Origin of the sequence: Pseudonocardia sp. NPDC046786 (assembly GCF_040645415.1) — a bacterium.
Classification (GTDB): Bacteria; Actinomycetota; Actinomycetes; order Mycobacteriales; family Pseudonocardiaceae; genus Pseudonocardia; species Pseudonocardia kongjuensis.
This window is the reverse complement of sequence record NZ_JBEYYF010000002.1, coordinates 251,469-276,780: the sequence shown is the minus strand read 5'-3', so window position 1 is coordinate 276,780 and position 25,312 is coordinate 251,469. Positions and strand designations below refer to the sequence as shown.

The 25,312-nt window shown below is 73.8% G+C and carries 24 protein-coding genes and 1 pseudogene; 9 read left to right on the top strand and 16 right to left on the bottom strand.

From position 1 onward, the window contains the following. Positions 1–12: 12 nt before the first annotated feature. Positions 13–2,388, bottom strand: a complete 2,376-nt coding sequence (gene ligA, locus ABZ881_RS03275; protein ID WP_358481581.1) for an NAD-dependent DNA ligase LigA — start codon at positions 2,386–2,388, stop codon at positions 13–15. 68 nt (positions 2,389–2,456) lie between these two features. Between ligA and ABZ881_RS03270 the strand changes: the two genes are divergently transcribed. From ABZ881_RS03270 to ABZ881_RS03255, 4 genes are all read left to right on the top strand, one after another. Then, complete coding sequence (locus ABZ881_RS03270; RefSeq protein ID WP_358481425.1) at positions 2,457–2,882, top strand: ankyrin repeat domain-containing protein; 426 nt, start codon at positions 2,457–2,459, stop codon at positions 2,880–2,882. A gap of 131 nt (positions 2,883–3,013) precedes the next feature. Further along, complete coding sequence (locus tag ABZ881_RS03265) at positions 3,014–3,394, top strand: VOC family protein (protein WP_358481423.1); 381 nt, start codon at positions 3,014–3,016, stop codon at positions 3,392–3,394. Positions 3,395–3,418: 24 nt separating this feature from the next. Further along, positions 3,419–5,020: a peptide chain release factor 3 gene (locus tag ABZ881_RS03260; protein ID WP_358481421.1), complete on the top strand. Its 1,602-nt coding sequence runs from the start codon at positions 3,419–3,421 to the stop codon at positions 5,018–5,020. 13 nt (positions 5,021–5,033) lie between these two features. Next, positions 5,034–5,432, top strand: a complete 399-nt coding sequence (locus ABZ881_RS03255) for an ester cyclase (protein ID WP_358481419.1) — start codon at positions 5,034–5,036, stop codon at positions 5,430–5,432. Between the two features lie 72 nt (positions 5,433–5,504). Here the strand turns inward: ABZ881_RS03255 and ABZ881_RS03250 are convergent, their stop codons facing one another. Further along, positions 5,505–5,915, bottom strand: a complete 411-nt coding sequence (locus tag ABZ881_RS03250; RefSeq protein ID WP_358481418.1) for a hypothetical protein — start codon at positions 5,913–5,915, stop codon at positions 5,505–5,507. A 135-nt stretch (positions 5,916–6,050) separates the two neighbouring features. Between ABZ881_RS03250 and ABZ881_RS03245 the strand changes: the two genes are divergently transcribed. Next, positions 6,051–6,830 carry an isocitrate lyase/phosphoenolpyruvate mutase family protein gene (locus ABZ881_RS03245; RefSeq protein WP_358481417.1) on the top strand — a complete coding sequence of 260 codons (780 nt, stop codon included), beginning with the start codon at positions 6,051–6,053 and terminating at the stop codon, positions 6,828–6,830. Between the two features lie 45 nt (positions 6,831–6,875). On the opposite strand, the gene ABZ881_RS03240 is transcribed toward ABZ881_RS03245, so the two are convergent. From ABZ881_RS03240 to ABZ881_RS03220, 5 genes are read right to left on the bottom strand one after another with little or no spacing between them, the layout of a single operon-like run. Beyond that, positions 6,876–8,528, bottom strand: coding sequence for a GMC family oxidoreductase (locus ABZ881_RS03240; protein WP_358481415.1), 1,653 nt, complete (start codon positions 8,526–8,528; stop codon positions 6,876–6,878). A 10-nt stretch (positions 8,529–8,538) separates the two neighbouring features. Continuing rightward, positions 8,539–9,186, bottom strand: a complete 648-nt coding sequence (locus ABZ881_RS03235) for a gluconate 2-dehydrogenase subunit 3 family protein (RefSeq protein WP_358481414.1) — start codon at positions 9,184–9,186, stop codon at positions 8,539–8,541. Between the two features lie 29 nt (positions 9,187–9,215). Beyond that, positions 9,216–10,739: an aldehyde dehydrogenase family protein gene (locus ABZ881_RS03230; RefSeq protein ID WP_358481411.1), complete on the bottom strand. Its 1,524-nt coding sequence runs from the start codon at positions 10,737–10,739 to the stop codon at positions 9,216–9,218. A gap of 26 nt (positions 10,740–10,765) precedes the next feature. Further along, a complete protein-coding gene (locus tag ABZ881_RS03225) occupies positions 10,766–12,163 on the bottom strand; it encodes a phenylacetate--CoA ligase family protein (protein WP_344018032.1) in 1,398 nt (465 codons plus the stop codon). Next, positions 12,160–13,863, bottom strand: a complete 1,704-nt coding sequence (locus ABZ881_RS03220) for a thiamine pyrophosphate-binding protein (protein WP_358481409.1) — start codon at positions 13,861–13,863, stop codon at positions 12,160–12,162. The genes ABZ881_RS03225 and ABZ881_RS03220 overlap by 4 nt, the downstream gene beginning before the upstream one ends. 158 nt (positions 13,864–14,021) lie before the next feature. Here ABZ881_RS03220 and ABZ881_RS03215 point away from each other — a divergent pair, with 158 nt between their 5' ends. From ABZ881_RS03215 to ABZ881_RS03205, 3 genes and pseudogenes are all read left to right on the top strand, one after another. Next, positions 14,022–14,717: a GntR family transcriptional regulator gene (locus ABZ881_RS03215; RefSeq protein WP_344018030.1), complete on the top strand. Its 696-nt coding sequence runs from the start codon at positions 14,022–14,024 to the stop codon at positions 14,715–14,717. Between the two features lie 132 nt (positions 14,718–14,849). Then, positions 14,850–15,284, top strand: a pseudogene (locus tag ABZ881_RS03210) (MFS transporter); the annotation flags it as partial. A gap of 31 nt (positions 15,285–15,315) precedes the next feature. Further along, a complete protein-coding gene (locus tag ABZ881_RS03205) occupies positions 15,316–15,876 on the top strand; it encodes a hypothetical protein (RefSeq protein WP_358481580.1) in 561 nt (186 codons plus the stop codon). A gap of 4 nt (positions 15,877–15,880) precedes the next feature. Here ABZ881_RS03205 and ABZ881_RS03200 read toward each other — a convergent pair whose 3' ends face one another. The 9 genes from ABZ881_RS03200 to ABZ881_RS03160 form a co-directional block, all read right to left on the bottom strand. Beyond that, positions 15,881–16,894: a methionine synthase gene (locus tag ABZ881_RS03200; RefSeq protein ID WP_358481578.1), complete on the bottom strand. Its 1,014-nt coding sequence runs from the start codon at positions 16,892–16,894 to the stop codon at positions 15,881–15,883. 167 nt (positions 16,895–17,061) lie between these two features. Continuing rightward, on the bottom strand, positions 17,062–17,523 hold the full coding sequence (locus ABZ881_RS03195; RefSeq protein WP_358481407.1) for a deazaflavin-dependent nitroreductase: 462 nt from the start codon (positions 17,521–17,523) through the stop codon (positions 17,062–17,064). Positions 17,524–17,561: 38 nt separating this feature from the next. After that, a complete protein-coding gene (locus ABZ881_RS03190) occupies positions 17,562–18,014 on the bottom strand; it encodes a nitroreductase/quinone reductase family protein (protein ID WP_358481405.1) in 453 nt (150 codons plus the stop codon). 368 nt (positions 18,015–18,382) lie between these two features. After that, entirely contained in the window at positions 18,383–19,465 is a 1,083-nt protein-coding gene (gene mnmA / locus ABZ881_RS03185; RefSeq protein WP_358481404.1) for a tRNA 2-thiouridine(34) synthase MnmA, read from the bottom strand. Positions 19,466–19,469: 4 nt separating this feature from the next. Next, positions 19,470–20,657: a cysteine desulfurase family protein gene (locus ABZ881_RS03180; protein WP_358481402.1), complete on the bottom strand. Its 1,188-nt coding sequence runs from the start codon at positions 20,655–20,657 to the stop codon at positions 19,470–19,472. A 40-nt stretch (positions 20,658–20,697) separates the two neighbouring features. Then, the gene (locus ABZ881_RS03175; protein WP_358481400.1) at positions 20,698–21,597 is read right to left on the bottom strand and encodes a lysophospholipid acyltransferase family protein; all 900 of its coding nucleotides are present in this window, start codon (positions 21,595–21,597) and stop codon (positions 20,698–20,700) included. Positions 21,598–21,845: 248 nt separating this feature from the next. Beyond that, the gene (locus ABZ881_RS03170) at positions 21,846–22,619 is read right to left on the bottom strand and encodes a GNAT family N-acyltransferase (RefSeq protein ID WP_358481398.1); all 774 of its coding nucleotides are present in this window, start codon (positions 22,617–22,619) and stop codon (positions 21,846–21,848) included. Between the two features lie 209 nt (positions 22,620–22,828). Next, entirely contained in the window at positions 22,829–23,785 is a 957-nt protein-coding gene (locus tag ABZ881_RS03165) for an electron transfer flavoprotein subunit alpha/FixB family protein (RefSeq protein WP_358481397.1), read from the bottom strand. Between the two features lie 46 nt (positions 23,786–23,831). After that, a complete protein-coding gene (locus tag ABZ881_RS03160; protein WP_344018021.1) occupies positions 23,832–24,617 on the bottom strand; it encodes an electron transfer flavoprotein subunit beta/FixA family protein in 786 nt (261 codons plus the stop codon). 396 nt (positions 24,618–25,013) lie between these two features. Here ABZ881_RS03160 and ABZ881_RS03155 point away from each other — a divergent pair, with 396 nt between their 5' ends. After that, a complete protein-coding gene (locus ABZ881_RS03155; RefSeq protein WP_344018020.1) occupies positions 25,014–25,307 on the top strand; it encodes a hypothetical protein in 294 nt (97 codons plus the stop codon). The last annotated feature ends 5 nt before the right edge of the window (positions 25,308–25,312 follow it).

The following is a 25,312-nucleotide window of genomic DNA, read 5'->3' as shown; positions in this document are numbered from 1 at the left end:
GGTCCGCCGGGCTCACTCCGCCGAGGCGTGCTCCCGGGCCGCGTCCGGGCCGCGATCGAGCAGCACCTCGAACCCGGCCTCGTCGAGGACCGGGACACCGAGCTCGACGGCCTTCTCGTACTTGGAGCCGGGTGCCTCCCCGGCCACCACGAACGCGGTCTTCTTCGACACCGACCCGGCGGCACGGCCACCACGGGCCATGATCGACTCCTTCGCCTCGTCCCGGGACCAGCGCTCCATCGACCCGGTGATCACGATCGACAGGCCCTCCAGGAAGCGCGGGACCGAGTCGTCGATCTCGTCCTCCATCCGGACCCCGGCCGCCCGCCACTTCTGCACCACCTCGCGGTGCCAGTCGACGGAGAACCAGTCGCGCACCGCGGCGGCGATGGTGGGGCCGACGCCGTCCACCCCGGCGATCGGGGCGAGTGCCTCGGCGACCGCCTTCGCCCGGGCGCGCGTGGCGGCACGCTCCTGCTTCTCGGCCTCGGCAGCGGCGGCCTCGGCGTCGGCGACCGCGGCATCCGCAGCCTCGGGCTCGGACTCGGTGGCCCCGGACTCAGCAGCCCCGGGCTCAGCAGCCCCCGACTCAGCAGCCCCCGACTCAGCAGCCCCCGACTCGGCAGCCCTAGGCTCGGCGGCGGTGTCCTCCTCCCCCGCCGTCCCGTCGGAGACGATCGCGACCCCGGCGGCCTCGGTGCCTTCCTTCGCCTGCGCCGCGGCCCGTTCGAGGGCCTCCATCGAGCCGAACTCGCGGGCCAGCGCCTGGGCCGCGGTCGGCCCGACGTGCCGGATCGACAGCCCGACCAGCACCCGCCACAGCGGCCGGTCCTTGGCCGCCTCCAGGTTCGTGAGCAGCTTGCGGCCGTTGACCGTGAGCTCGCCCTTCTGGTTGCGGAACAGCTCGGTGCGCAGCAGGTCGTCCTCGGTGAGCGAGAAGACGTCGCCCTCGTCGGTCAGCACGCCGGAGGTCAGCAGCGCCACCGCCGCCTCGTAGCCGAGCCCCTCGATGTCGAACGCGCCGCGCCCGGCGACGTGGAACAGCCGCTCCCGCAGCTGCGCCGGGCAGGAGCGGGCGTTCGGGCAGCGCCGGTCGACGTCGCCGGCCTTCTGCTGCACGAGCGCGGTTCCGCACTCCGGGCAGTGGGTCGGCATCACGAACTCGCGCTCGGTGCCGTCCCGGAGGTCGGTGACCGGGCCGAGCACCTCGGGGATCACGTCGCCCGCCTTGCGGATCACCACCCGGTCGCCGATCAGCACGCCCTTGCGGCGGACCTCGTCAGCGTTGTGCAGGGTCGCCATCTCGACCGTGGAGCCGGCGACCTTGACCGGTTCCATCACGGCGAACGGGGTGACCCGGCCGGTGCGCCCGACGTTGACCCGGATGTCGAGCAGCCGGGTGGTCGCCTGCTCCGGTGGGTACTTGTAGGCGATCGCCCAGCGCGGGAAGCGGGAGGTGGCGCCGAGCCTGCGCTGCAGCGCGACCTCGTCGACCTTGACGACGACGCCGTCGATCTCGTGCTCGACGTCGTGCCGGTGCTCGCCCCAGTACTCGACGAACTCGATCACCGCCTCGATCCCGCGGAGCACCTTGGTGCGCGGGGAGATCGGCAGCCCCCAGGCGACCAGTGCGTCGTACGCCTCGGACTGGGTGCGCGGGGTGAATCCCTCGCGGCGGCCGAGACCATGGCAGATCAGCCGCAGGTTGCGCGACGCGGTGACCCGCGGGTCCTTCTGCCGCAGCGACCCGGCGGCGGTGTTGCGCGGGTTCGCGAACGGCTCCTTGCCGGCCTCGACCAGCGAGGCGTTGAGCCGGTCGAAGTCCTCCAGCCGGAAGTACACCTCGCCGCGCACCTCGACCAGCTCCGGCACCGGGAACTCGTCGGTGCCGGTCAGCGTGACCGGGACCTCGGCCAGGGTGCGCATGTTGAGGGTGATGTCCTCGCCGGTGCGCCCGTCCCCGCGGGTGAGCGCGCGGGTCAGCGTGCCGCGCTCGTAGAGCAGGTTCACGGCGAGCCCGTCGATCTTGAGCTCGCAGAGGTAGTGCAGGTTCTCGCCGACCTCCCGGGTGACCCGCTCCTGCCAGGTCCGCAGGTCCTCCGGCGAGAACGCGTTGTCCAGCGAGAGCATCCGCTCGAGATGGTCGTGCGCGACGAACTCGGTGGAGAAGGTGCCGCCGACCCGCTGGGTCGGCGAGTCCGGCGTGGCCAGCTCCGGATGCGCCTCCTCCAGGGTGAGCAGCTCGTGCCAGAGCTCGTCGAACTGGCCGTCGGACACGACGGGCGAGTCGAGCACGTAGTAGCGGAACTGATGGTCGGCCACCTCGGCCGCCAGCTTCGCGTGCCGGTCGCGGGCCTGGCCGTCGCTCTCAGAACTCACGTCGGGCAGGTTAGCGGCGACCCCCGACAGTCACCGGCGGGCGAGCGCGACCGACCGGGCGAACCTACGGTGACCCCATGACGGACGGCGGGAAGAACGGCACCGACGTCGGCCCGGACCCGGCCGCGGTGGAGCTCGCGCACCGGCTGTTCGACCTGGCCAGGGCGGGCGCGGCAGCGGAGCTGGCCGGCTACCTCGACGCCGGGGTGCCGGTGGAGATCACCGACCCGAAGGGCGACACGCTGCTGATCCTGGCCGCGTACCACGGGCATCCGCCGATCGTCGCGGACCTGCTGGCCCGCGGCGCGGACCCGGACCGGACCAACGACCGGGGCCAGACGGCGATCGCGGCGGCACTGTTCGCCCGCTCGGCCGAGTCGGTGACGGCGCTGCTGGCGGCCGGGGCGGACCCGCACCACGGCAGCCCGAGCGCCTGGGCGACGGTCGAGCACTTCGATCTTCCCGACATGCGGGAGATCCTCGAACGCACCGTTGACAGTTAGGGCAGGCTCACCTAAGTTAGGTCATGTCGCTTCGTGGTGGGAGCGGCGCGTCAGTTCGGGACGGATGGCCCGGTCGCACCTCGGTGCGGCCGGGCCGTTCCCGTTCGGTGCGCTCCGCCATGCTGGCAGACATGCTGCGTCTCGGGTTCCCGGTGGTCGGTGTCACCGACCTCGATCGCGCCGCCGCGTTCTGGTCGGCCGCCCTGCACCTGACCGTCTCCGACGAGTGGTCGAGCGCGGCCTGGCGCACCCTGACCGGACCGGACGGCGTCCGCACGCTCGGCCTGATGCGCAGCGTCTCGCCACCGGAGCCCCGGCCGCGCCTGCATCTCGACCTGTTCGTCGACACCACCGCCGAGCAGGCCACCGAGGTCACGCGGCTGCTCGGGCTGGGCGCCACCCGGCCGGGCTGGGACGGCTACCCGGCCGAGCCGGACTTCGTCGTGCTCGCCGACCCGGACGGCAACGTGTTCTGCGTCGTGGACCTCAGCCGGGCACCGTCGTCCGGCTGATCCGCCGCACCTATCCTGGGATCCGTGACCGACACGCAGGACGCGCACGTACTCGACGAGACCGCGCGCCGGCGCACGTTCGCCGTCATCTCCCACCCGGACGCCGGCAAGTCCACCCTGACCGAGGCCCTCGCGCTGCACGCGGAGGTCATCGACTCGGCGGGCGCGGTGCACGGCAAGTCCGGCCGCAAGGGCGTCACCAGCGACTGGATGGAGATGGAGCGGGCCCGCGGCATCTCGGTGTCGTCGGCGGTACTGCAGTTCGCCTACCGTGACTGCGTCATCAACCTGCTCGACACCCCCGGTCACGGCGACTTCTCCGAGGACACCTACCGGGTGCTCGCCGCCGTCGACGCCGCGGTGATGCTGCTCGACGCCGCCAAGGGCCTCGAGCCGCAGACCCTCAAGCTGTTCGACGTCTGCCGGTCCCGCGGCGTCCCGGTGGTCACCTTCGTCAACAAGTGGGACCGGCCCGGCCGGGAGGCGCTGGAGCTGCTCGACGAGGTCGAGCAGACGATCGGCCTGCGCCCGATGCCGCTGACCTGGCCGCTCGGGATCGCCGGCCAGTTCAAGGGCCTGATCGAGCGGACCACCGGCGAGTACACCGCCTTCACCCGGGCCGCCGGCGGCGCGACGAAGGCGACCGCGACCGTCGTCGACGCCGACACGATCGCCGCCCAGGAGCCGGAGTACTGGCAGACCGCGCAGGACGAGCTGGGCCTGCTCGACGAGATCGGCGCGACCTGGGACGAGAAGGACTTCCTCTCCGGCAGCGCCACCCCGGTGCTGTTCGGTTCGGCGCTGTCCAACATCGGCGTCGCCCGGCTGCTCGACTCGCTGGTCGATCTCGCCCCGGCCCCGGCCGCCCGGCCCGACGTCGAGGGGCAGGACCGCCCGCTGGACGCGCCGACGTCCGGGCTGGTCTTCAAGGTGCAGGCCGGGATGGACAAGGCGCACCGCGACCGGATGGCCTTCCTGCGGATCTGCTCCGGCCGGTTCGAGCGCGGGATGGTGCTCACGCACGCCGCCACCGGCAAGCCGTTCGCGACGAAGTACGCCCAGGCGGTGTTCGGCGCCGAGCGCCGGACCGTCGAGGAGGCGTACCCGGGCGACATCGTCGGCCTGGTCAACGCGACCGCGCTGCGTCCCGGCGACACGCTCTACGCCGCCGATCCGGTCGACTTCCCCTCGATCCCGGCGTTCGCGCCCGAGCACTTCGCGGTGATCCGCGCCCGGGACGCCGGCAAGTACAAGCAGTTCCGCAAGGGCATCGAGCAGCTCGGCAACGAGGCCGTCATCCAGATCCTGCGCTCGGACCTGCGCGGCGACCAGGCCCCGGTGCTGGCCGCGGTCGGTCCGCTGCAGTTCGACGTGGTCACCGGGCGGCTGGAGACCGAGTTCAACGCGCCGGTCTCGCTGGACCGGCTGCCCTACCAGGTGGCCCGGCTCACCGAGTCCGCCGCCGTCGAGCTGCTGTCCGCGCAGTCCGAGTGCGAGGTGCTGCGCCGCGACTCCGACGGCGAGTACCTGGCCCTGTTCAGCAACAAGTGGCGGATGGACATCATCGCCCGCAAGTTCCCGGACCTGCGGCTCGAGGCGATGCCCGCCGGATCGTCGATCTCGTAGCGCCGGCGCTCCGATGGGCGCCCGTGACGGCCCAGGTGACCGGTACCGGGCCTACCTCGCCTGCCTGAACGAACGACGGTTCGACGACCTCGGCGGGTTCGTGCACGATCCGGTGGTCCACAACGGACGCCGGCTGTCCGTCGCCGCGTTCGGGGACCTGCTCCGCCGGGACGTCGCGGAGATCCCCGACCTGCACTACGCGATCGAGACGCTGGTGACCGACGCCGACCAGGTCGCGTGCCGGATCCGCTTCGACTGCACCCCGGCCGGGTTCCGGGGCCTGCCCGCCGCCCGGGAACCGATCTCGTTCGTCGAGCACGCCTTCTACCGGTACGAGGGCGGGCGGATCGCCGAGATCCGATCGCTGGTCGACATGGACGCGATCCGCGACCAGCTCGGCGTCCCGCGCTGAGCGCGGCCCGGCCGGAGTCCGGTGGGCCGGCGACGTCCGCGACCGGACCCGGGTACCGCATCCGGAGGGCGGTCAGGGCGCCGCGCAGGTCGGCGGCGCGCAGGGCGGCGGCGCGGCACCGTCCGAGCCGCCCGGGGCGGCCGGCAGGGCCCCGGACAGCATGGTGATCACGAAGGCGGCCAACCAGATCAGCGCGCCGGACAGGCCGACGACGGACAGCCCCGCTGCCGAGATCGCCGTCCGGTTCCCGCGGACCCCGCCGCGGACCGCGGCCACCGTGCCCAGCACCAGCCCGCCGGCCGCGAGCACCAGCCCGCCCGAGGCGAGGGCGAGCCCCACCAGGCTCGGCGGGGCGCCGATCGACAGGGCCACCGCGACGGCGACCGCCAACGTCCCGAGGACACCGAGCACCAGCGCGGAGGTGCCCAGACCCACTGCGGGCGCGGGGACGGACGGCGCGGCGGCGGCAGGGTCGGGGAGCACGGGCACAGCATCGCCGACTCCGGGCACCCGAGCGCGCCCCGGGAGCCCGCAGATACCCAGTTCTGGGTACACCCTCGGCAGGTGTCCGGCTGCGACCGACCGGCGGTGTCGCGGCGACCGCCCTACGGTGGCCGTATGACCTCCACCGCCGACAAGGCCACCGCGCTCCAGCAGCTGCACGCCGCGCCGGATCTGCTGCTCGTCGTCAACGTCTGGGACGCGATCACCGCCAAGGTCGTCGCCGAGACGCCGGGCACCACGGCGCTCGCCACGGCCAGCCACGGCATCGCCGCGGCGCACGGCTACGACGACGGCGAGAACATCCCGCGCGACGAGATGATCGCCGCGGTCGGGCTGATCGCCCGCACCGCGGGCGACCTGCCGGTGACCGCCGACCTGGAGGCGGGCTACGGCGACCCGGGCGGCACGATCGCCCGCGCGATCGACGTCGGGATCGTCGGCGCCAACCTGGAGGACCAGGTCAAGCCGCTGCGCGAGGCGGTGCAGGCGGTCGAGGCGGCCGTCGCCGCCGCCGAGAAGGCCGGCGTCGACTTCGTGCTCAACGCCCGCACCGACGCGTTCCTCAAGGCGGGCGACAAGGACCCGGCTGCCGTGCTGGACGACGCGATCGAGCGCGGGCGCGCCTACCTCGACGCCGGCGCGTCGAACTTCTTCGTGCCCGGCAAGCTGGACCAGACCCAGGTCGGACGCCTGGTCGAGGCCCTCGGCGAGCGGAAGGTGAACCTGATCGGCATCCCCGGCTCGATCCCGCTGAAGACCGCGCAGGAACTCGGCGTCGCCCGTGTCTCCTACGGTCCGTGGAGCCAGAACGTGGCGCTCACCGCACTGGCCGAGCTGGCCGAGGACGTCTACCGCGGCGGCGGGCTGCCGGAGGGCACCCGGAAGCTGAACTGAGCGGCGGCCGGGCCGGCGCCACGCTGCGCCGGCCCGGCCCCGGCCTCACATGTCCGGCGCGTCCGCGTTGGACGGCGTGACCTTCTGCGCGACGACCGCGTCGAAGTTCCGCAGGATGTACTCCCCGGTCCGCTGGGACAGCGCACCGATCGTCGACGTCGGGTTGACCGCGGCGCCGGTGGTCAGCGTGCTGCCGTCACAAACGAACAGGTTCGGCACGTCCCAGGTCTGGCACCACTTGTTGAGCACCGAGTCGGCGGGCGTGTTGCCCATCCGGCAGGTGCCCATCAGGTGCCAGCCCGGCGGCGGGTAGAGCACGCCGGTGTCGTTGGTCTCCACCGCACCGACCGCGCGGGTCGCCTCGAAGATCTTGCCGATGCCGTACTCGGCGAGCGCGACGTCGTTGGGGTGCAGCGCGTAGTTCACGTGCGCGGCGGGCAGCCCCGACGAGTCGGTGACGTCCGGGTCGAGGGTGACCCGGTTCGTCTCCACCGGCAGGTCCTCGCCGAACATGAAGACCATCAGGTGGTTGGCGAAGTGCGAGTCGAAGAACTCGCGGTGCCGGGCCCCCCACGGCGCGGTGTAGCCGGTGTGCGTGCCCATCGCGGCGTAGGCCGGGCCGAAGCTGCGGGCGACCTGCATGCCGAAGCCGTTGACGAAGCCCCGGCTCACGTCGGTGTGGTAGAACTCGTGCGAGTACAGCGGGGCGCCGAAGCTGCCCTTGAAGCCCTCGACGGGCTCGTCGAACCACGAGTCGCAGAACGCGAAGACGTGGTGCATCAGGTACTTGCCGACGATCCCGTTCGAGTTCGCCAGGCCGTCCGGATGCCCCTTCTGGGCGCTCTGCAGCAGCAGCCGTGGCGACCCGATCCCGTTCGCGGCGAGCACCACGATCTTCGCCCGCACCTCGTGCCGCTGCCCGGTGCTGCGGTCGACGTAGGTCGCCCCGGTGGCCCGGCCGCCGGCGGAGTTGATCGTCTCCACCCGGGCCATCGTGCGCAGGTCCGCGCCGTGCTGGACGGCGTAGGGCCAGTGCGCGTTCGCCGGAGTGGACAGCGACCCGGTCGGGCTGCCGGACAGCTCGTTGCCCATCGCCTGGTCGGCCTGCCGGTTCTCCCGGTCCCGGGTGATGATCGCGTTGTCGGACGGCCACCAGTGCCAGCCCAGGTCCCGCGACGCCTTGGCGTACTTCAGGCCGAGCTTGCCGGGCAGCACCTCCGGATCGCGCACCGCCTGCTTGCGGTCCGGGTAGGACGGGTCGCCGATCCGGCCGGAGATGCCGTAGATCTCGTCGCTCTCGTCGTAGAACGGGGCGAGGTCCTCGTAGCTGATCGGCCAGTCGATCGTGCCCTCGAGCCCGTGCTCGGTGCCCTTGCGGAAGTCGACCGGCTTGTAGCGCGGCCAGTGCCCGGCATAGTGCACCGTGGAGCCGCCGACGTTGTTCATCATGTACGGCGTGGTCGTCCCGGTGACCGGGTAGTCCTCCGGGAGCTGCCGGACGTTCGGGTCGTAGGCCCAGCCGCGCTGCTTCTCCAGCTCCCACTCGTCGTGGTAGTGCGGGTGCTCGGACGGGGCGACCCAGGGGCCCTGCTCCAGGCACACCACCCTCATCCCGGCCTTCGCCAGCTTCAGCGCGATCCCGGCGCCACCCGGGCCGGCTCCGATGATCAGGACGTCGGTCTCGTCGTATGCGGCCATGACGTGCTCCTCACTTCGTCCAGGAGAGCTGGGACAGGTCGACGCGCACGACGTCGTCGGTCGCCAGGTACGAGCCGTTCTCGCCGGCCCGGGTCAGCAGCTCCTCGTCCCACGGCTCGGTGGTCTGCAGGTAGCCGTAGGGCAGCGGCGGGCCGTGGTAGTCCCGCCCGGCGGGCAGGTTCCGGTTGATCGCCAGGGTGACCACGGGCCGCGAGTAGTAGCCGTAGTAGACGAGCGCACGCAGCTGCTCGAAGAGCGGGTCACCCGCCTCCTCCAGCGCCGCGACGGCCGCGGCGCGGGCGGTCGCGTCACCGTCCACGAAGGACTGCCCGAGCCGGTCGAGGCCCGCGGTGACGGCGTCCTCCTCGGCGAACGGGTAGTGCTTGTTCCGGTAGCCGGACGGGGTGACGTAGCGGCCGACGAAGGCCACGATGTCGATCTCGTCCGATCCGGCGTCCGGCCAGGCCGGGTCCGGCGGGATCATCGTCTCGGCGACCGCGCGGATCACCGCGGCCTGCCGGCCGGTGAACCGGGTCGGTTCCTGCAGGCCGCCCAGCCGGGGCCGGCCGCTCTCGAAGAACCCGCCGGCCTCGCCGGGCGGGGCGGTCAACTCCGGCGCCCCGAACGGGGCGGGCTTCTCACCCGGTGCGTCGTTCACTGCTGTCCTCCTCCTCGTCGAAGAGCGCTCTACAGGGGGGCGCCGGCCCAGTCGGTGCCCGCGCGCAGGCCGCCGTCGAGGTTGACGCTGACGTGCTTGACCTGCGTGTACCCGTGCACCGCCTCGAGGCCCTCCTCGCGGCCGGTGCCGGACTGCTTGTGCCCGCCGTGCGGGGTCATCGGCAGCTCGCCGAACCAGTCGTTGATCATCACGCCGCCGACCTGCAACCGGCGCGCGGTGGACAGCAGCCGGGTGATGTCCCGGCCGAGCAGCACCGCGAACAACCCGTAGATGCTGTCGTTGACGGCCTCGACCAGCTCGTCCTCAGTGGTCCAGGCGTGCACCGACGCGACCGGGCCGAAGATCTCCTCGCGGGCGATCCGGGCGTCGTGCGGGACGTCGACGAAGACCGTCGGCTCGACGAAGTACCCGCCCTCGGGCGCCCCCGCCGGGCGTCCGCCGCCGTAGTGCAGCGTGCCCTCGGTCCGGCCGATCTCGATGTAGTCGCGCACCCGGTCGTACTGCTTCTGCGAGACCAGCGGCCCCATCTGGGTGCCGTCGGCGAAGCCGTCGCCGATCCGGGTCTCGTCGAGCCGCGCGGTGAGCTTCTCCAGGAACGCCTCGCGCACGTCGGCGTGCACGAACAGCCGGGTCCCGGCGACGCAGACCTGCCCGGTGTGCGAGCAGAAGCCCTGCACGGCGGCCTCGACGGCGTCGTCGAGATCGGCGTCCGGGAACACGATCGTCGGGCTCTTGCCGCCGAGCTCCAGGTTCACCTGGGCGACGTGGTCGGCGCCCAGCTTCGCGACGGCCTTCCCGGTCTCGGTGGAGCCGGTGAAGGTGATGCCGGCGACGTCCGGGTGCGCGGCCAGCGAGGCGCCCGCCTCCGGGCCGAACCCGGTGACCACGTTGAAGACGCCGTCCGGGAAGCCGGCCTCCTCGACCAGCTCGGCGAACTTGCAGGCGGACAGCGAGGTGTCCTCGGCCGGCTTCACGACCACGGTGTTGCCCAGCGCCAGCGCCGGTGCGCAGGACCGGACCAGGATCAGCAGCGGGTAGTTCCAGGGCACGATGTGCGCGGTCACGCCGAGCGGTTCGAGCAGCGTGAACGACAGCTTGTCGCCGGGCACCTCGATGGTGCGGCCGCCGACCTTGTCGGCAAGGCTCGCCCAGTAGTCCAGCCAGAGCGGGATCGCCCCGATCAGCTCGCTCGCCTTGGCCAGGTAGTGACCGGAGTCGAGCGCCTCCAGCCGGGCGAGCTCGTCGGCGTTCTCGGTGACCAGCCCGGCGAGCGTGCGCAGCAGGGCGGCGCGGGCGATGGCGTCGGTGAACTGCCAGTCGACGGCGGCCCGCTTCGCCGCGGCGACGGCCCGGTCGACGTCGGTGCCGTCGCCGCGCGGGACCTGCGCGACGGTCCGGCCGGTGTTCGGGTCGACGGTCGGGAAGGTCGCCCCGGCCGCGGCGGGGACGAACTCGCCATCGACGAACATCGCCACGTGCTCGGCGGTGCGGGCGTCGGCGTCGAGGGTGAGTGAGTGGGTGGTGACGGTCATGGGAGATGGCCTCCTTGCCACGGGGTTCAGGGACGCTGGACGTGCTCGCGGTCGTCGAGCACCCGGCGCGCCTTGTGCTCGCTGCGCTCGAAGGTGTCGGGTGCGACGACCTCGACGCCGACCCGCAGGCCGACGACCCGGTGCAGGCCGCGCGCGGCCTCGGTCTCGAAGGCGGCGGCGTGCCCGGGGGCGGCCTCGGCGCGGACGACGATCTCGTCCATCGAGCCGGTGCGGGTGACCACGACCCGGTGTTCGCCCGCGTAGCCCTCGATCGAGCGCAGCACGTTGTCGATCTCGGTCGGGTACACGTTCTCGCCCCGGATGTGGATCATGTCGTCGATCCGGCCGTAGACCCCGGCCGGCAGCCGCGGGTAGGTGCGGCCGCAGCCGTTGGTCCCCAGCTCCCAGCGGGTCAGGTCGTTGGACGCCAGCCGGATCATCGGCTGCGACGTGCGCTCCAGGTGGGTGTAGACCGGGGTGCCCTCGTCGCCGTACGGGACGGTGCGGAAGGTGCCCGGGTCGCACACCTCGTGCCAGACGATGTCCTGCCAGAGCAGCATCCCGTCCGGGCTGCCCGCGGTCGCCGACGCCGACATGAACGGCGTCATCTCGGCCATCGTCCCGCAGTCGACGACCCGCGCCCCGAACGCGTCGGCGATGGCCTTGCGGACGGTCGGGACCGACGCGCCGGGCTCGCCGGAGAAGAACATGACGTCGATCCCGAACTCGCGCGGGTCGATCTTCTCCTGCTCGGCGACCTCGGCCAGGCGCAGCGCGTAGGAGGGCGTCGAGTAGAACGCCCGCGGACGGGTCCGGGCCAACCACTGCACCGCCCGCGCGGTCATCCCGGACGCTCCGGCGCCGTAAGGGAAGACCTTGCAGCGCAGACGTTCCGCTCCGGACATCGCACCCCAGGAGCCGAGATAGAGGGAGAACAGCGCGGAGACGAACACGGTGTCGCCGGGGCGCACGCCCATCCCCCACAGGATCCGGGCGTGGTTGTCGGCGATCACCTCCCAGTCCCGGCGACCCATCGCGAACGCGGTCGGGGTGCCGGTGGTGCCGGAGGTGCCGTGGATGTGGTGCAGCTCGGCGTCGTCCACGCAGACGTAGTCGCCGAACGGCGGCGCGTTCTCCTGCGACTCGCGCAGCTCCTGCTTGGTGACCACCGGGACCTGCTCGAACGCCTCCCAGGTGGTGACGTCGCCGACGTCCAGCCCGATCGCGTCGTACTTGCGGCGGTAGAACGGCGAGGTGGTGTACGCGTAGCGCAGCACCTCCTGCAACCGGACCAGCACCGCCGCGTCGCGCTCCGCCGGATCCATCGTCTCCCGGTGCGGGAACCAGTACGGGCTGTCCGGATCCGGCAGGTAGGACTGGTCGTAGCCGGCCGGGAAGTGCCACTCCTCCATCTGGTCGCTCACTGTTTCCTCCGCTCGATCTCGGCGTCGTTCCAGGGGGTCAGTGCCTGGTGGTCGGGGACCCAGCCGAGCCCCTTGCCCGCGTCCGGCGAGGGCGCGTCCCGGCTGGTCACCACGTCGATCACGGCCGGCGCGTTCGCCAGTGCCCGCTTCAGCGCGTCCGGCAGCTGCCCGGGCTCGGTGACCCGCTCGCCGTGCGCACCCAGCGCCTCGGCGAGCGCCGCGTAGTCGTTGTGCTCGAGGTCGGTGCCGACGACGAGGCCGTAGTTCTCGGCCTGGTCGTAGCGCTCGATGTTCCAGGCCGCGTTGTTGGAGACGATCACCACGATCGGCGCACCGTGCCGGACGGCGGTGTTGACCTCCATCGCGTTGATCCCGAAGGCGCCGTCGCCGGTGACGGTGATCGCCGGCGAGTCCGGGTTCGCCAACGCCGCGGCGATCGCGAACGGGACCCCGACGCCGAGGCAGCCGAAGGCGCCCGCGTCGAGATAGCGGGCCTGCGGCGGGACGCCGAGCCGGGCGAAACTGAGCAGGTCGCCGCCGTCGGCGACGACGGTGGCGCCGTCCAGGTCGAGCTCGGCCAGTGCGGCGAAGATGTGGTTGGGGTGCATCCGGCCGTCGGCGCCGGGCGGGGTCGCGGCCAGCTTCTCCCGGTAGCCCGAGGACCGCTCCAGGTGGGCGGCCCGCAGCTCGTCCCGCCAGGCCGGATCGCCGGACACCACGGCCGCCAGCTCGTCCAGGGTGGACCCGACGTCGGCGAGGATCTCCACCTCGCCGCGCCGGTTGTCGTACAGCTCGCCCGCCGAGTCCGCGATCCGCACCCAGCGGGCCTGCGGGAACGCGGCCGGCGAGCCGAAGCCGAGCTGGTAGTCGAGCTGCCGGCCGACGGTGACCACCAGGTCGGCGTCGCGCATCACCCGGCTGCGCAGCGCCCCGACGACGGCCGGATGCTCCTGCGGCACCAGGCCGCGGCCCTCCTGGGTGTCGAGGTAGGCGGCGCCCGAGGCGTCGAGGAACCGCACCAGCGCCTCCGGCGCCCGGCGGGCGCCGCGACCGGTGATCACCACCGGCCTGCGCGCGGCGGCGACCAGCGCGGCGACCGCGGCGACGTCGTCCGGGTGCGGGCGGGACCGGCGGGCGGGCGGGAGCCGCAGGTACTCGTCCAGGACCACCGCCGGCGGGACGGTCTCGCGCAGCACGTCGGTCGGGATCTCCAGGTAGACCGGACCCGGTTCGGTCGCGTCGCCGGTGGCCCGGGCCCACCCCTCGTCGAGCTCGCGCAGCACCTCGTCGGCGACCCGCAGCGTGCGGCTCTGCCGGGTCACCGGGCGGAGGATCTCGGTGTGCGGGATGTCCTGCAGCGGATGCTTGTTCGCCTGCGGCCGGGGCGGGCAGCCGCCGAGCAGGATCAGCGGGACCCGGGAGACCGAGGCGTTGGCGACCGCGGTGACGGTGTTGGTGACCCCCGGCCCGGCGGTGGCCAGCGCGATGCCTATCTCGCCGGTCAGCTCGGAGTGCGCGTGCGCCATGTGCACCGCGGCCGCCTCGTCCCGGACGTCGACGATCGCGACGCCCAGCCGGGCCAGCCGGTCCCAGATCGGTTGGATGTGCCCGCCCTGCAGGCCGAACACCCGCCGGACCCCGCGTTCGTACAGGAATCGCGCGACCAGCTCGGCGACGGCGGACGGAGGTTCCTCGCTCATGCGGCTCCTCGGGCTTCCTCGACCGGTGACATGCACCACCCACTTTGCGCATACTGAATTCAGAAGTCAACCGGATGCCGAGCGGTGCCCGCGTCCCGGTAACCTGATGCCGTTGTCCGACGGGAGGATCCGACGATGCGGAAGGACGGTTCGCCGCGATGACGGCACTGCCCGCACCGCCCTCGCGCGTGCAGCAGGTCTACGACGCGATCGTCGACGACATCTGCACCGGCCGGCTCACCCCCGGCACCCCGCTGCGCCAGGAGCAGCTGGCCGAACGGTTCGCGGTGTCCCGCCAGCCGGTGCAGCAGGCGCTGCTCCTGCTGCGCAACCAGGGGATGCTCCGCGACTTCGGCCGGCGCGGCCTCGAGGTCGCCCCGGTCGACGTCGAGTTCGTCCGGCACCTCTACGGGCTGCGCGCGGTGCTCGACGGCTACGCCGCCCGCTGTGCCGCCGGAAAGCTCTCCGCCGAGGAGTCGTCGCGCGGGTTCGCCCTGGTCGCCGAGGGTCAGGCCGCCGACCGCGAGAAGAACTACGCACGCATGGTGGCGGCCGACATCGACTTCCACCGGTTCGTCACCGAGCACTCGGGCAATCCGCTGCTGATCGAGAGCGCCGGGGTGATCTGGCGGAACGTGCAGCGGGTGATGGGCGAGCTGCTGTTCCGCGGCAGCGCCCCGAAGTGGGTCTGGGAGGACCACGCGGCGATCTTCTCCGCGGTCGTCTCGGGCGACGCGGACCGGGCCGAGATGCTGGCCCGCCAGCACGCCGAACACGGCGAGCAGCTCATCCTGGACGCGCTCGCCGGGCACCCCGAGGAGACCGGGGACACCGCGACCGGCACCGCATCCTGATCCGGTCCTGATCCGGGCCCGACCGCACGACCGGACCGGCTCCCCCGGCGTCGTCGTTTCGCTTGATTCTGAATTCAGAATGTTGCATCGTGCGACGCTGTCCGTGCTCACTCGGCGCCGAGGAGCCCTCCGATGGCCGCACGTCCCGATCCCGGGCACGCCCGGGCCGACACCACCGACGACCGGGTGTACCGCACGATCGCGATCCGGCTCGTCCCACTGCTGTTCGTCTGCTACACCGTCGCCTACCTCGACCGCGTCAACGTCGGGTTCGCCCGGCTGCAGATGGACGACGAGCTCTGGTTCTCCGACGCCGTCTACGGCATCGGCGCCGGGATGTTCTTCGTCGGCTACATCCTGTTCGAGGTGCCGAGCAACATCGTCCTGCACCGGGTCGGCGCCCGCCGCTGGATCGCCCGGATCATGGTCGGCTGGGGACTGGTCTCCGGGCTCATGGCGCTGGCGAGCTCCCCCACTACCTACTACCTGCTGCGGTTCCTGCTCGGTGTGGCCGAGGCGGGCTTCATCCCGGGGATCCTGCTCTACCTGACGTACTGGTTCCCGGCGCACCGGCGCGCACACCAGCGTCCGGTCGACGCTGCGCAGCCCGGTGATCTGGCTGCTGGGCGGGATCTACTTCACCATCGCACTCGGGATCTACACGATCAGCTTCTGGCTCCCGACGATCATCTCGCGCAGCGGGGTGGAGTCCACGGTCACCGTCGGACTGCTCTCCGCGGTGCCCTTCCTGTTCGCCGTGGTCGCGATGGTGTGGGTGGCCACGCACGCCGACCGGACGGGGGAACGCCGGTGGCACACCGCCGTGCCGTGCGCGGTCGGCGGGATCGGGCTGGTCGCGGTCGGGCTGACCCAGTCCGCCACCGTCCCCGCGCTCGTCGCGCTGACGGTGGCGGCCGCGGCGATCTCCAGCGCCCAGGCGGCGTTCTGGAGCCTGCCCACCGCCCTGCTCTCCGGGGTCGGCGCCGCGGCGGGCATCGCGCTCGTCAACTCGATCGGCAACGTCGCCGGTGCGGTGAGCACCTCCCTGGTCGGGGTGGTCTCGGAGGCGACCGGCAGCACCGCGGGGAGCCTGTACCTGTTCGGCGGCGTGCTCGTCGTCGGCGGCGGGCTGGTGCTCGCGCTCCGGATCGGCCGGTGATCCGCTACTCGTCCGGGTCGGCGAAGGCCCGGCCCAGCTCCCGGGAGAGTGCGAGGGCCCGGTGCGCCCAGTCGGGGGTGGCCCCGGCCAGCCCGCAGGCCGGGGTCGGGACGGCGAGCCGGGCCAGCCGGTGCCGGTCGAAGCCGAGCCGGTCGGCGAGCTCGAACCCGGCGCGGGCGAGCTCGCCGATCTCCGGCTCGCGGCGCGGTGCGGTGCCCGGTACCAGCCCGAGCAGCAGCGGCGTCCCGGCGTCCCAGGTCTCGCCGATCGCGTCCAGCGCGGCGGGCTCGGCGGAGGCGCCGGCGAAGGCGGGCCGGGTCGCGTCGATCCCGACGGCGGCGGCGCCGGCCCCGGCGAGCAGCCGGATCGGCGGGCGGTCCGCGCAGCAGTGCACGACGACCGGGGCGTCCACCGAGGAGATCAGGTCGCGCAGCACGTCCTGCGCGTCGGGTGCGCGCACGGCGCGCACGGTGCCGTAGCCGGACGCGGTGGGCAGCGAGCCGGCGATCACCGCGGGCAGGCCGGGCTCGTCGAGCTGGACGACGACCGACGCCCCGGTCCGCTCGGCGATCTCGGCGACGTGCCCGCGCAGTCCCTCGGCGAGGCTGGCGGCGAACTCGCGGACGGCGCCGCGGTCGGTGAGCACCCGGTGCCCGGACGCCAGCTCCACCGCGGCGGCGAGCGTCCACGGCCCGGCGACCTGGACCTTGACCCAGGCCGGCCGGGCGCGGTCGCAGGCGTCGTCGAACGCGTCCAGGTCGCCGGCCATCAGGTCGCGGGCCCGGCGCAGGTCGCGGCCCGGCCGCGCGGTGACCCGCCAGCCGGTGGGGACGACCTCGACCGCGAGGTCCACCAGCAGCCCGGCGGTGCGGCCGATCATGTCCGCGCCGACGCCGCGCTCGGGCAGCTCCGGCAGTGCGGGCAGCTCCGGCGTCTCGCCGACGACGAGCGCCGCCGCCTCCCGGACGTCGGTCCCCGGCAGCGACCCCACCCCGGTGGCGATGCCGGTGGGCCACAGCTCCCGCGGATCGGCGGGCTCCTCGGGCGCGGCGTCGACGACCTCGATCCGGGGCTCGGGCGGGCGGCTCTCGCCGGGGCGCACGTCACCCAGGCCGGCGGCGGCGAGCGCGGCGGCGAGCGGATCGTCAGAACTCACCCGCCCAGTCTCCCCCTTCGCAGTGCCCGCTACTGCGCCGCCCCGTCGCCGGCGAGGACGAAGACCGGGTAGCGGTGTGCGACCGCGGCGATCTCGGCGGCGGACGAGTCCGGGGTGAGATCGTCGAAGAAGACCTTCGCCATCCCGCCCAGCTCGCGCAGGTAGGACTGCAGCACCGGGACCGCCGCGTCGTGGGACAGCTCGGTGGCCCGGATCCGCTCGGTGGTTCCGGCCCGGAGCGCGGCGTGGCCGCCCGCGGCGCGCAGGTTGCGCACCCAGTCGGTCTCGCCGCGCGGGGAGATCAGGAAGCGGCCCCCCGCGCCGGCGAACGGGGTGAGCGGCACCGTGCGCAGCCGGCCGCTGACCCGGCCCGGGACGACCAGCACCACCGTGCCGCCGGGGAGCACACCGCGCCCGGCGAGCTTGCCGAGCAGCGGGTTCAGCAGCTTGCGGTGCACGATCCCCGGTGCGCGGTAGTTCGAGTCGACCATGGGATCAGCCTTGCAGGGGGCGGGGCGCACCGCGAGCATCAGGACAGCACGAAGATCGGGTGCCTGCGGGTGGCGGCGGCCAGCTCCTCGTCGGACGACGAGGCGTCGACACCGTCGAAGAAGGCCCCGACCTCCCACGCCCAGCGACGCAGGTACTCCCGCAGCACCGGCACCGAGTCGACCGGCTCGGTCAGCTCGGTGGCGCCGACCTGTTCGGTCCGCCGCCCGACGGTCAGCTCGGCCTGCCCGGCGACCCGCAGGTTGCGGACCCACTGCGTCTCGCCGCGCGCGGCGACCAGGTAGCGGCGGCCGTCGAGGGGCAGCGGGTTCACCGGGACCGTGCGGATCTCACCGGAGCTGCGGCCCCGGACGCCGAGCACCGCCGATCCGGCGAGCGGGAGTCCGAGCCGGGTCAGACCGGCGACCAGGGGGTTCAACAGGTAGCGGGTGAGCCGACCGGGGGCTTGGTAGTGAGAGCGCTGATTCGTCATGAGAGCAGTGTTCACGTTTCTGCAGGGAAATGCAAGAGCAGTGCTCTCGTTCGTGGGCGCGTGCTTCCCGGGGATCGGCGCAGCGCGGCGCCGCACCCCGGGAACGGGTCACCGCACCCCCAGCGCGACGCCGCACCCCGGGGATCGGTCGCCGCACCCCCAGCGCGACGCCGCACCTGATGGAACAGGTGCGACGACGGCGCCGGGGTGCGACATACCGCGGCCGGGCGGGCGGAGCGGCCACGCAGCAGCCGCGCGGGTGGGCGGTCGCGCGGGCAGAGCGGCCGCGCGGCAGGGCGACCGGACGGGCCGGGTGGCGGTGCGAGCGTCCGGGGCGGGGTGCGAGCCCGGGGCGGGCGGTGGCCGGCTCAGCCGGTCCCGGCGATGGTGGCCGACCCGAGAACGATGTCCCCGTCGTCCGACGGCCGGTAGAAGGCGACCGCCTGGCCCGGCGCGACACCGCGCAGCGGCTCGGCGAGCGCCACCGTCACCCCGCCGGCCGACGGGGTCACCTCGGCGGCCGCCGTCCCGCCGTGCGCCCGCACCTGCACGACGCAGTCGAAGGGCGCCTCCGGGGCCACCCCCGAGGTCCACACCGGCGAGTGCGCGGTGATCGAGCGCACGTCGAGCGCGGAGTCCGGGCCGACCCGCACGGTGCCCTCGACCGGCTCGATCCCGAGCACGTAGCGCGGGCGCCCGTCGGCGGCGGGCCGGTCGACGCCGAGGCCCTTGCGCTGCCCGACGGTGAACCCGTGCACCCCGTCGTGGGTGCCGAGCACCTCGCCGGACGCGTCGTCGACGACGGTGCCGGGGCGGCTGCCCAGCCGGTCGCGCAGGAAGCCCTGGGTGTCGCCGGTCGGGATGAAGCAGATGTCGTGGCTGTCCGGCTTGCCCGCCACCCGCAGCCCGAGCCGCCGGGCCTCCGCCCGGATCTCCGGCTTCGGGGTGTCGCCCACCGGGAACATGGCGTGCCGCAGCTGCCCGGCGCGCAGCACGGCGAGCACGTAGGACTGGTCCTTGCCGGGATCGGCCGAGCGGCGCAGCTCCGGCACCGCCGGGTCGAGACGCGCGTAGTGCCCGGTGCAGACCGCGTCGAAGCCGAGCGCCAGCGCCCGGTCCAGCACCGCCGCGAACTTGATCTTCTCGTTGCAGCGCAGGCAGGGGTTGGGGGTCTCCCCTGCGGCGTAGGCGGCGACGAAGTCGTCCACCACGTCCCGGGTGAACTCCTCGGACAGGTCCCACACGTAGTACGGGATGCCGAGCACGTCGGCGGCCCGCGCGGCGTCCGCCGAGTCCTCCTTCGAGCAGCAGCCGCGGGACCCGGACCGCATCGCGTCCCGGGTGCGGGACAGCGCGAGGTGCACCCCGACGACGTCGTGCCCGGCGGCCACCGCCCGCGCGGCGGCGACCGCGGAGTCGACGCCGCCGCTCATCGCGGCGAGGACACGCACCGGATCAGCCCGTCACCGTGGCGGGGGTGCGCCCGGCGCGGCGGGCGCGCTCGATGACCGAGCCGATCGCCCCGGCCAGCGCGATCACGTCGGCGCGGGTGCTGGTGTGTCCGAGCGAGAACCGCAGCGAGCCGCGGGCCGTGCACTCGTCGGCGCCCATCGCCAGCAGCACGTGGCTGGGCTGCGCCACGCCTGCGGTGCACGCGGAGCCGGTCGAGCAGTCGATGCCGTGCGCGTCGAGCAGCATCAGCAGGCTGTCGCCCTCGCAGCCGGGGAACGACAGGTGCGCGTTGCCGGGCAGCCGGTCGGCGCCGAGCGGGGCACCGTTGAGCACCGCGTCCGGGACCTCGGCCAGCACCGCGGCGACCAGCTCGTCGCGCAGCGCGGCGATCCCGGCGCGCCGCCACGCGGCGGTGGAGACCGACTCGGTGACCGCGGCCGCCAGCCCGGCCAGCGACGGGACGTCGAGGGTGCCGGAACGCACGTCCCGCTCCTGGCCGCCGCCGTGCAGCAGCGGGGTGCACTCGACGTCGCGGCCCAGCAGCAGCACCCCGGCGCCGTACGGGCCGCCGAGCTTGTGCCCGGTCAGGGTGAGCGCGTCGGCGCCCGACGCCGCGAAGTCGACGTCGAGGATCCCGACGGCCTGCACGGCGTCGGTGTGGAACGGGACGCCGAACGCGTGGCTGATCTCGGCCAGCTCGCTGACCGGGTTGACCGTGCCGACCTCGTTGTTCGCCCACATGACCGACACCAGGGCGTTCGCGTCCGGGTCCTCGGCGAGCGCGGCGCGCAGTGTCTCCGGCCGGACCCGGCCGGTGGCGTCGACCTCGAGCAGCCGCAGCCGGGCGCCCTCGTGCGCGACCAGCCACTCGGCGGCGTCGATCACCGCGTGGTGCTCGACCGCGGACACCAGCACCCGGGTGCGGCGCGGGTCGGCCGTGCGGCGGGCCCAGAACAGGCCCTTGACTGCCAGGTTGTCGCTCTCGGTCCCACCGGCGCAGAACACGACCTCGGACGGCCGGGCGCCGACCGCGTCGGCGATCCGCTCCCGCCCCTCCTCGACCTCGCGCCGGGCCCGGCGGCCCGACGAGTGCAGCGACGACGCGTTGCCGGTGCGGCCCAGCGCGTCGCTCATGGCGGCGACGGCTGCGGGCAGCATCGGTGTGGTCGCCGCGTGGTCCAGGTACGTCATCGGCACCCAGGATAATCCCCGCGCGCGCGGGCCGGGCGCCTCACCCGGGTCCGGCACGCACCCCCGGCGCGGGCACCGGGCGGCGGACGTGGTCGCAGGCCCGCCGGGCCAGCCCGCGGCGGTCGTCGGTCCCGGGTTCGACGAGCTCGCCCACCCGCACCTCGCAGACCAGCCCGGGCAGCCGCAGGACCCGCCCGAGCGTGTCCCCCAGGGACTGTCCACCGACGAACGCGGCCGCCGTGGTCGGGCGTCCGTCCGGTGTGGTGAGCGCGATGGTGACCGGCCGGACCGGCACCGCAGCGTCGATCGCGGCCTGGAACGGGGCCCGCCGGTAGTCCCCGCCCACCGCGCCGCACCAGGTCGTCGCCTCCGGGAACACGCCGACCAGCGCGCCGGAGCGCAGCGCGCCGGTGACCGTCGCGACGGTCGCGGGCAGCCGGGACAGGCCCTCGCGGTGCACGAAGACCGTGCCGACCACGGCGCCGAGCGTCCCGATCAGCGGCCAGTCCCGGACCTCCCGCTTGGCGAGCATCGTCACCGGGCCGAGCGCGCCGAGCGCCGGGATGTCGATCCAGGACGTGTGGTCGGCGACGACCAGCGCGCCGCGGCCGTCCGGCGGGGCGAGCGGACCGCCCCGGACGACGAGCCGCACCCCTGCCCCGCGGAGCACCGCGCGGTGCAGGGCGCGCAGCACCGGGCCGAGTGCCCGGGGGCCCGCCGCGGCGGCCGGCGGCACGGTGAGCAGGGCGAGCCCGAGCACCGCGAGCAGCACCGCGGCCCGGCGGACCAACCGCCACCGGCCGGTCGTCGCCGGGGCGGGCAGGCACCGGTCGGCGGTGCACGGCGACCAGGCGGCCCAGGGGCCGCCCGGCCGCTGCGCGGCGGGCGGCACGGTGGGATGGGTCGGGTGCCTGTGCCCGGCCCCGGCGTGCGGCGGCACGCCGGCACCGGGCGGGGCCGGCGGGGCGGATAGGGCGGGCAGGGCGGGCGGGGCGGATCGCGCGAGCAGGGCCGGCGGGGCCGGCGGGGCGGATCGCGCCGGCGGGGCGGATCGGGCGGGCGGGGCGGGCGGGCGCGGGTCGGTAAGCAGAGCAAGGGCGGGCCCGGTGGGCAGTGCAGGGTCCGCCCCCGGGGCAGGTCGCGGCCCGGTGGGCGGCGCGGTCCCGCCGGCCGGATCGGCCGCGAGCGTCATCCCCGGGACCCCGCGGGCGCGTCGCCCAGGAAGAACCGGCGATAGCGCGGGTCCATCAGGTCCATCCCGAGCAGCACCGGGAAGTCGGCGACGCCGAAATCCGGATCGTGCGCGGGCGGCCCGCACACCCAGGTGCCCAGCCGCAGGTAGCCGCGAAGCAGCGGCGGCATCGTCGTCGTGCGGTGCCGCGGCGCGGTGGCCGGGTCCCACGGCCGGTGCGGGACGGTCCGGTACCCGACCGGGGCGAGGTGCCGCTCGCGGACGGTCTCCCAGACGCCGGCCGCACGGCTGCCGCCGTCGTCGAGCCCGACGCTGGCGCAGCCGATCAGCCAGCGGTGCCCGGTGAGCAGCATGTAGCGGGCCAGCCCGGCCCACGCCAGCCCGACGACGGCGCCCGCCCGGTGGTCGGGGTGCACGCAGGACCGGCCGGTCTCCACCAGCGAACCGCGCAGCGGATCGAGCGCGGACAGGTCGAACTCGCTGTCGGCGTAGAGCCCGCCGGCCTCGTGCGCGCCGCGCGGCGGGAGCATCCGGTAGGTGCCGACGATCTCGCCGGTGGCGTCCTCGCGGACGACGAGGTGGTCGCAGAAGGGATCGAAGCGGTCGACGTCGCGGCCGGGCACCGGGGAGTCGAGCCGGGCCCCGAGCTCGCCGGCGAACACCCGGTACCGCAGTGCCTGCGCGGCGGCGACGTCGTCGGCGTCGGTGGTGAGCAGCAGGGAGTACCGCCGGGCGGCGGTCTCCGGGGTGGAGACGATCACCTGGTTCACATCGGTGTTGGTACCGGCCGCAGCCGACGCCCGGACGGTCCGGCGGTGGCGCCGGGATGAACGCCCCCCGACGGGGCCGGGCGGGGTGTCGGCCGGGTGTCGGCGCAGGCAGGCGCCGGTTGGCAACAGGCGAACGGGCCCCGCACGCGACGACGCCCGGTCACCGCGCGGGGCGGTGGCCGGGCGTCGCCGGTGCGGACGCCGGAGCGTCAGCTCTTGCGCTTGGTGATCTCCTCCTGCAGCTGCGGCGCGACCTTGAACAGGTCACCGACGATGCCGAAGTCAGCGACCTCGAAGATCGGCGCCTCCTCGTCCTTGTTCACCGCGACGATCGTCTTCGACGTCTGCATGCCGGCCCGGTGCTGGATCGCCCCGGAGATGCCGAGCGCGATGTAGAGCTGCGGCGACACCGACTTGCCGGTCTGCCCGACCTGGAACTGCGGCGGGTAGTAGCCCGAGTCGACCGCGGCGCGCGAGGCGCCGACGGCCGCGCCGAGCGAGTCGGCCAGGCCCTCCACGACGGTGAAGTCCTCGGCCGAGCCGACGCCGCGGCCACCGGAGACGATCACGGTCGCCTCGGTCAGCTCCGGGCGCGATCCGCCCTCGATCGGCTCGCGGGCGGTCACCGTGGCCTGCCGGCCGGCGGCCGCCGGGACCTCGACGGTCTCCCGCGCACCGGCACCGGCGCTCGCCTCGATGTCGATCGCGCCCGGGCGCACGGTGATCACCGGGTGCTCGGTGTTCGCCTTCGCCTCGGCGGTGTAGGCACCACCGAACACCGAGTGCTGCACGCCGATAGCGTCTCCGCCGGTAACGCCGACCACGTCGCCGAGCAGGCCGGAGTTCGTGCGGACGGCGAGTCGCCCGGCGATCTCCTTGCCGTTCGCCGACGCCGAGATCAGCACCGCGGCCGGCGAGGCGGACCCGACCAGCGCCTCCAGCACCCCCACCTCGGGGGTCAGGAAGTCGGTCGAGTCGGTCTCGGCGACGTAGATCTTCTCCGCGCCGTTCTGCGCCAGCCCGTCGGCCAGCTTGTCCGCCACCCCGGCGGCACCCACCACGACGGCGGACGGCTCGCCCAGCGCGCGGGCGGCGGTCAGCAGCTCGTAGGTGGTCTTCTTGACGTCTCCGTCGACGTGGTCGACGAGAACCAGTACCTCAGCCATGGTTTCCGGTCTCCTAGGAAGAAGGGGTTTCGACTACGCCGACGGGTCAGATCAGCTTCTGGCCGACCAGGTACTCGGCGATCTTCGCGCCGCCGTCGCCCTCGTCGGTCACCTTCTCGCCCGCCTGCTTGGGCGGCTTCGGCGCGGACGACGTGACCGTGGTGAGCGCGTTCGCCAGCCCCACCTCGGACGGGTCGATCCCGGCACCGGCCAGGTCCAGCGACGTCACCGGCTTCTTCTTCGCCGCCATGATCCCCTTGAACGAGGGGTAGCGCGGCTCGCCCGACTTCTCCCCCACCGACACGACGGCGGGCAGCTCGGCGGTCAGCCGGGTGACGCCGTCGTCGGTCTCCCGCTTGGCGGTCACCGTCGTGCCCTCGACCGAGATCTCGTTGGCCCAGGTCAGCGCGGGTACCCCGAGCAGGTCGGCGATCATCGCCGGCACCGCCGCGATCTGGCCGTCCGACGCCGAGTTGCCGGCGATCACCAGGTCCCAGCCCTCGACGGTGCCGATCAACTTGGTCAGCGCCTTCGCCGTCTGCACCGCGCACGAGCCGTGGATGGCCTCGTCGGACAGGTGCACCGCGGAGTCCGCGCCCATCGACAGCGCCTTGCGGATCGCGTCGGTGGCGCTGTCCGGGCCGATCGTCACCACGACGACCTCGGAACCCTCGTTGGCCTCCTTCACCTGCAGCGCCTGCTCGACCGCGCGCTCGTTGATCTCGTCGATGACCGCCTCGGTCCCCGCCCGGTCCAGAGTGTGGTCGGAGTCGGACAGCTTCCGCTCCGAGTAGGTGTCGGCCACCTGCTTCACCAGGGTCACGATCTTCATAGGACCTCTTCGACCTCCTGCCGCGGCGGCCTGCGCGCCTGCGCACACCGCGTCGTCCTGATTCGCGGTCCGGCACCGGTGGTCCGGTCCCGTCCCGTCTCGCGTCACCGTGACGGTGCTGTGCCGCGCGCTCTGCCGAGCGGAGGTGGGCCGCGGCGTCGCGCCCGTCGTGTACCCGGTGACTCTGCCAGCGTCGTGCCGTAGTGGCACGCCGTGCCACTGTGATGTTCATTGTTACCAACGAGTAGCCATGTGGCAAACGCCCGCGATCGGTGACCGTACTCACGCGCGCGTCACGTCACGCCCGGCACGCGCGACGTCACACCGTGCATCGCCTGGAGGAGGGACGGGTTTCGCTACCGTCGGCACCTCGGACACCGGCAGGAAGGAGCCGTCGTGCAGGTGACCGGGTTCGACGACCGGTTGGGGACCGGCTACGTCCTCAGTACCGGGGCGCACGCCGACGAGGACGTCCCGGGCAGCCGGGTCGTGCAGCACGGCGGGATGACCGTGCGGGCCACGGAGGGCCTCGCCGCGATGCTGGAGGACGCGCTGGCCTACCGGCCGACCACCCGGTTGGGGTGGGGCGGGCCGGAGGTCCCGCTGACCCTGGAGGACGCGACGCTGCTCGCCTGGCTGCGGCAGGACGTCGGCGGGGTGGTCGCCGTCGCGGGCGAACCGGCCGCCTGACCGGC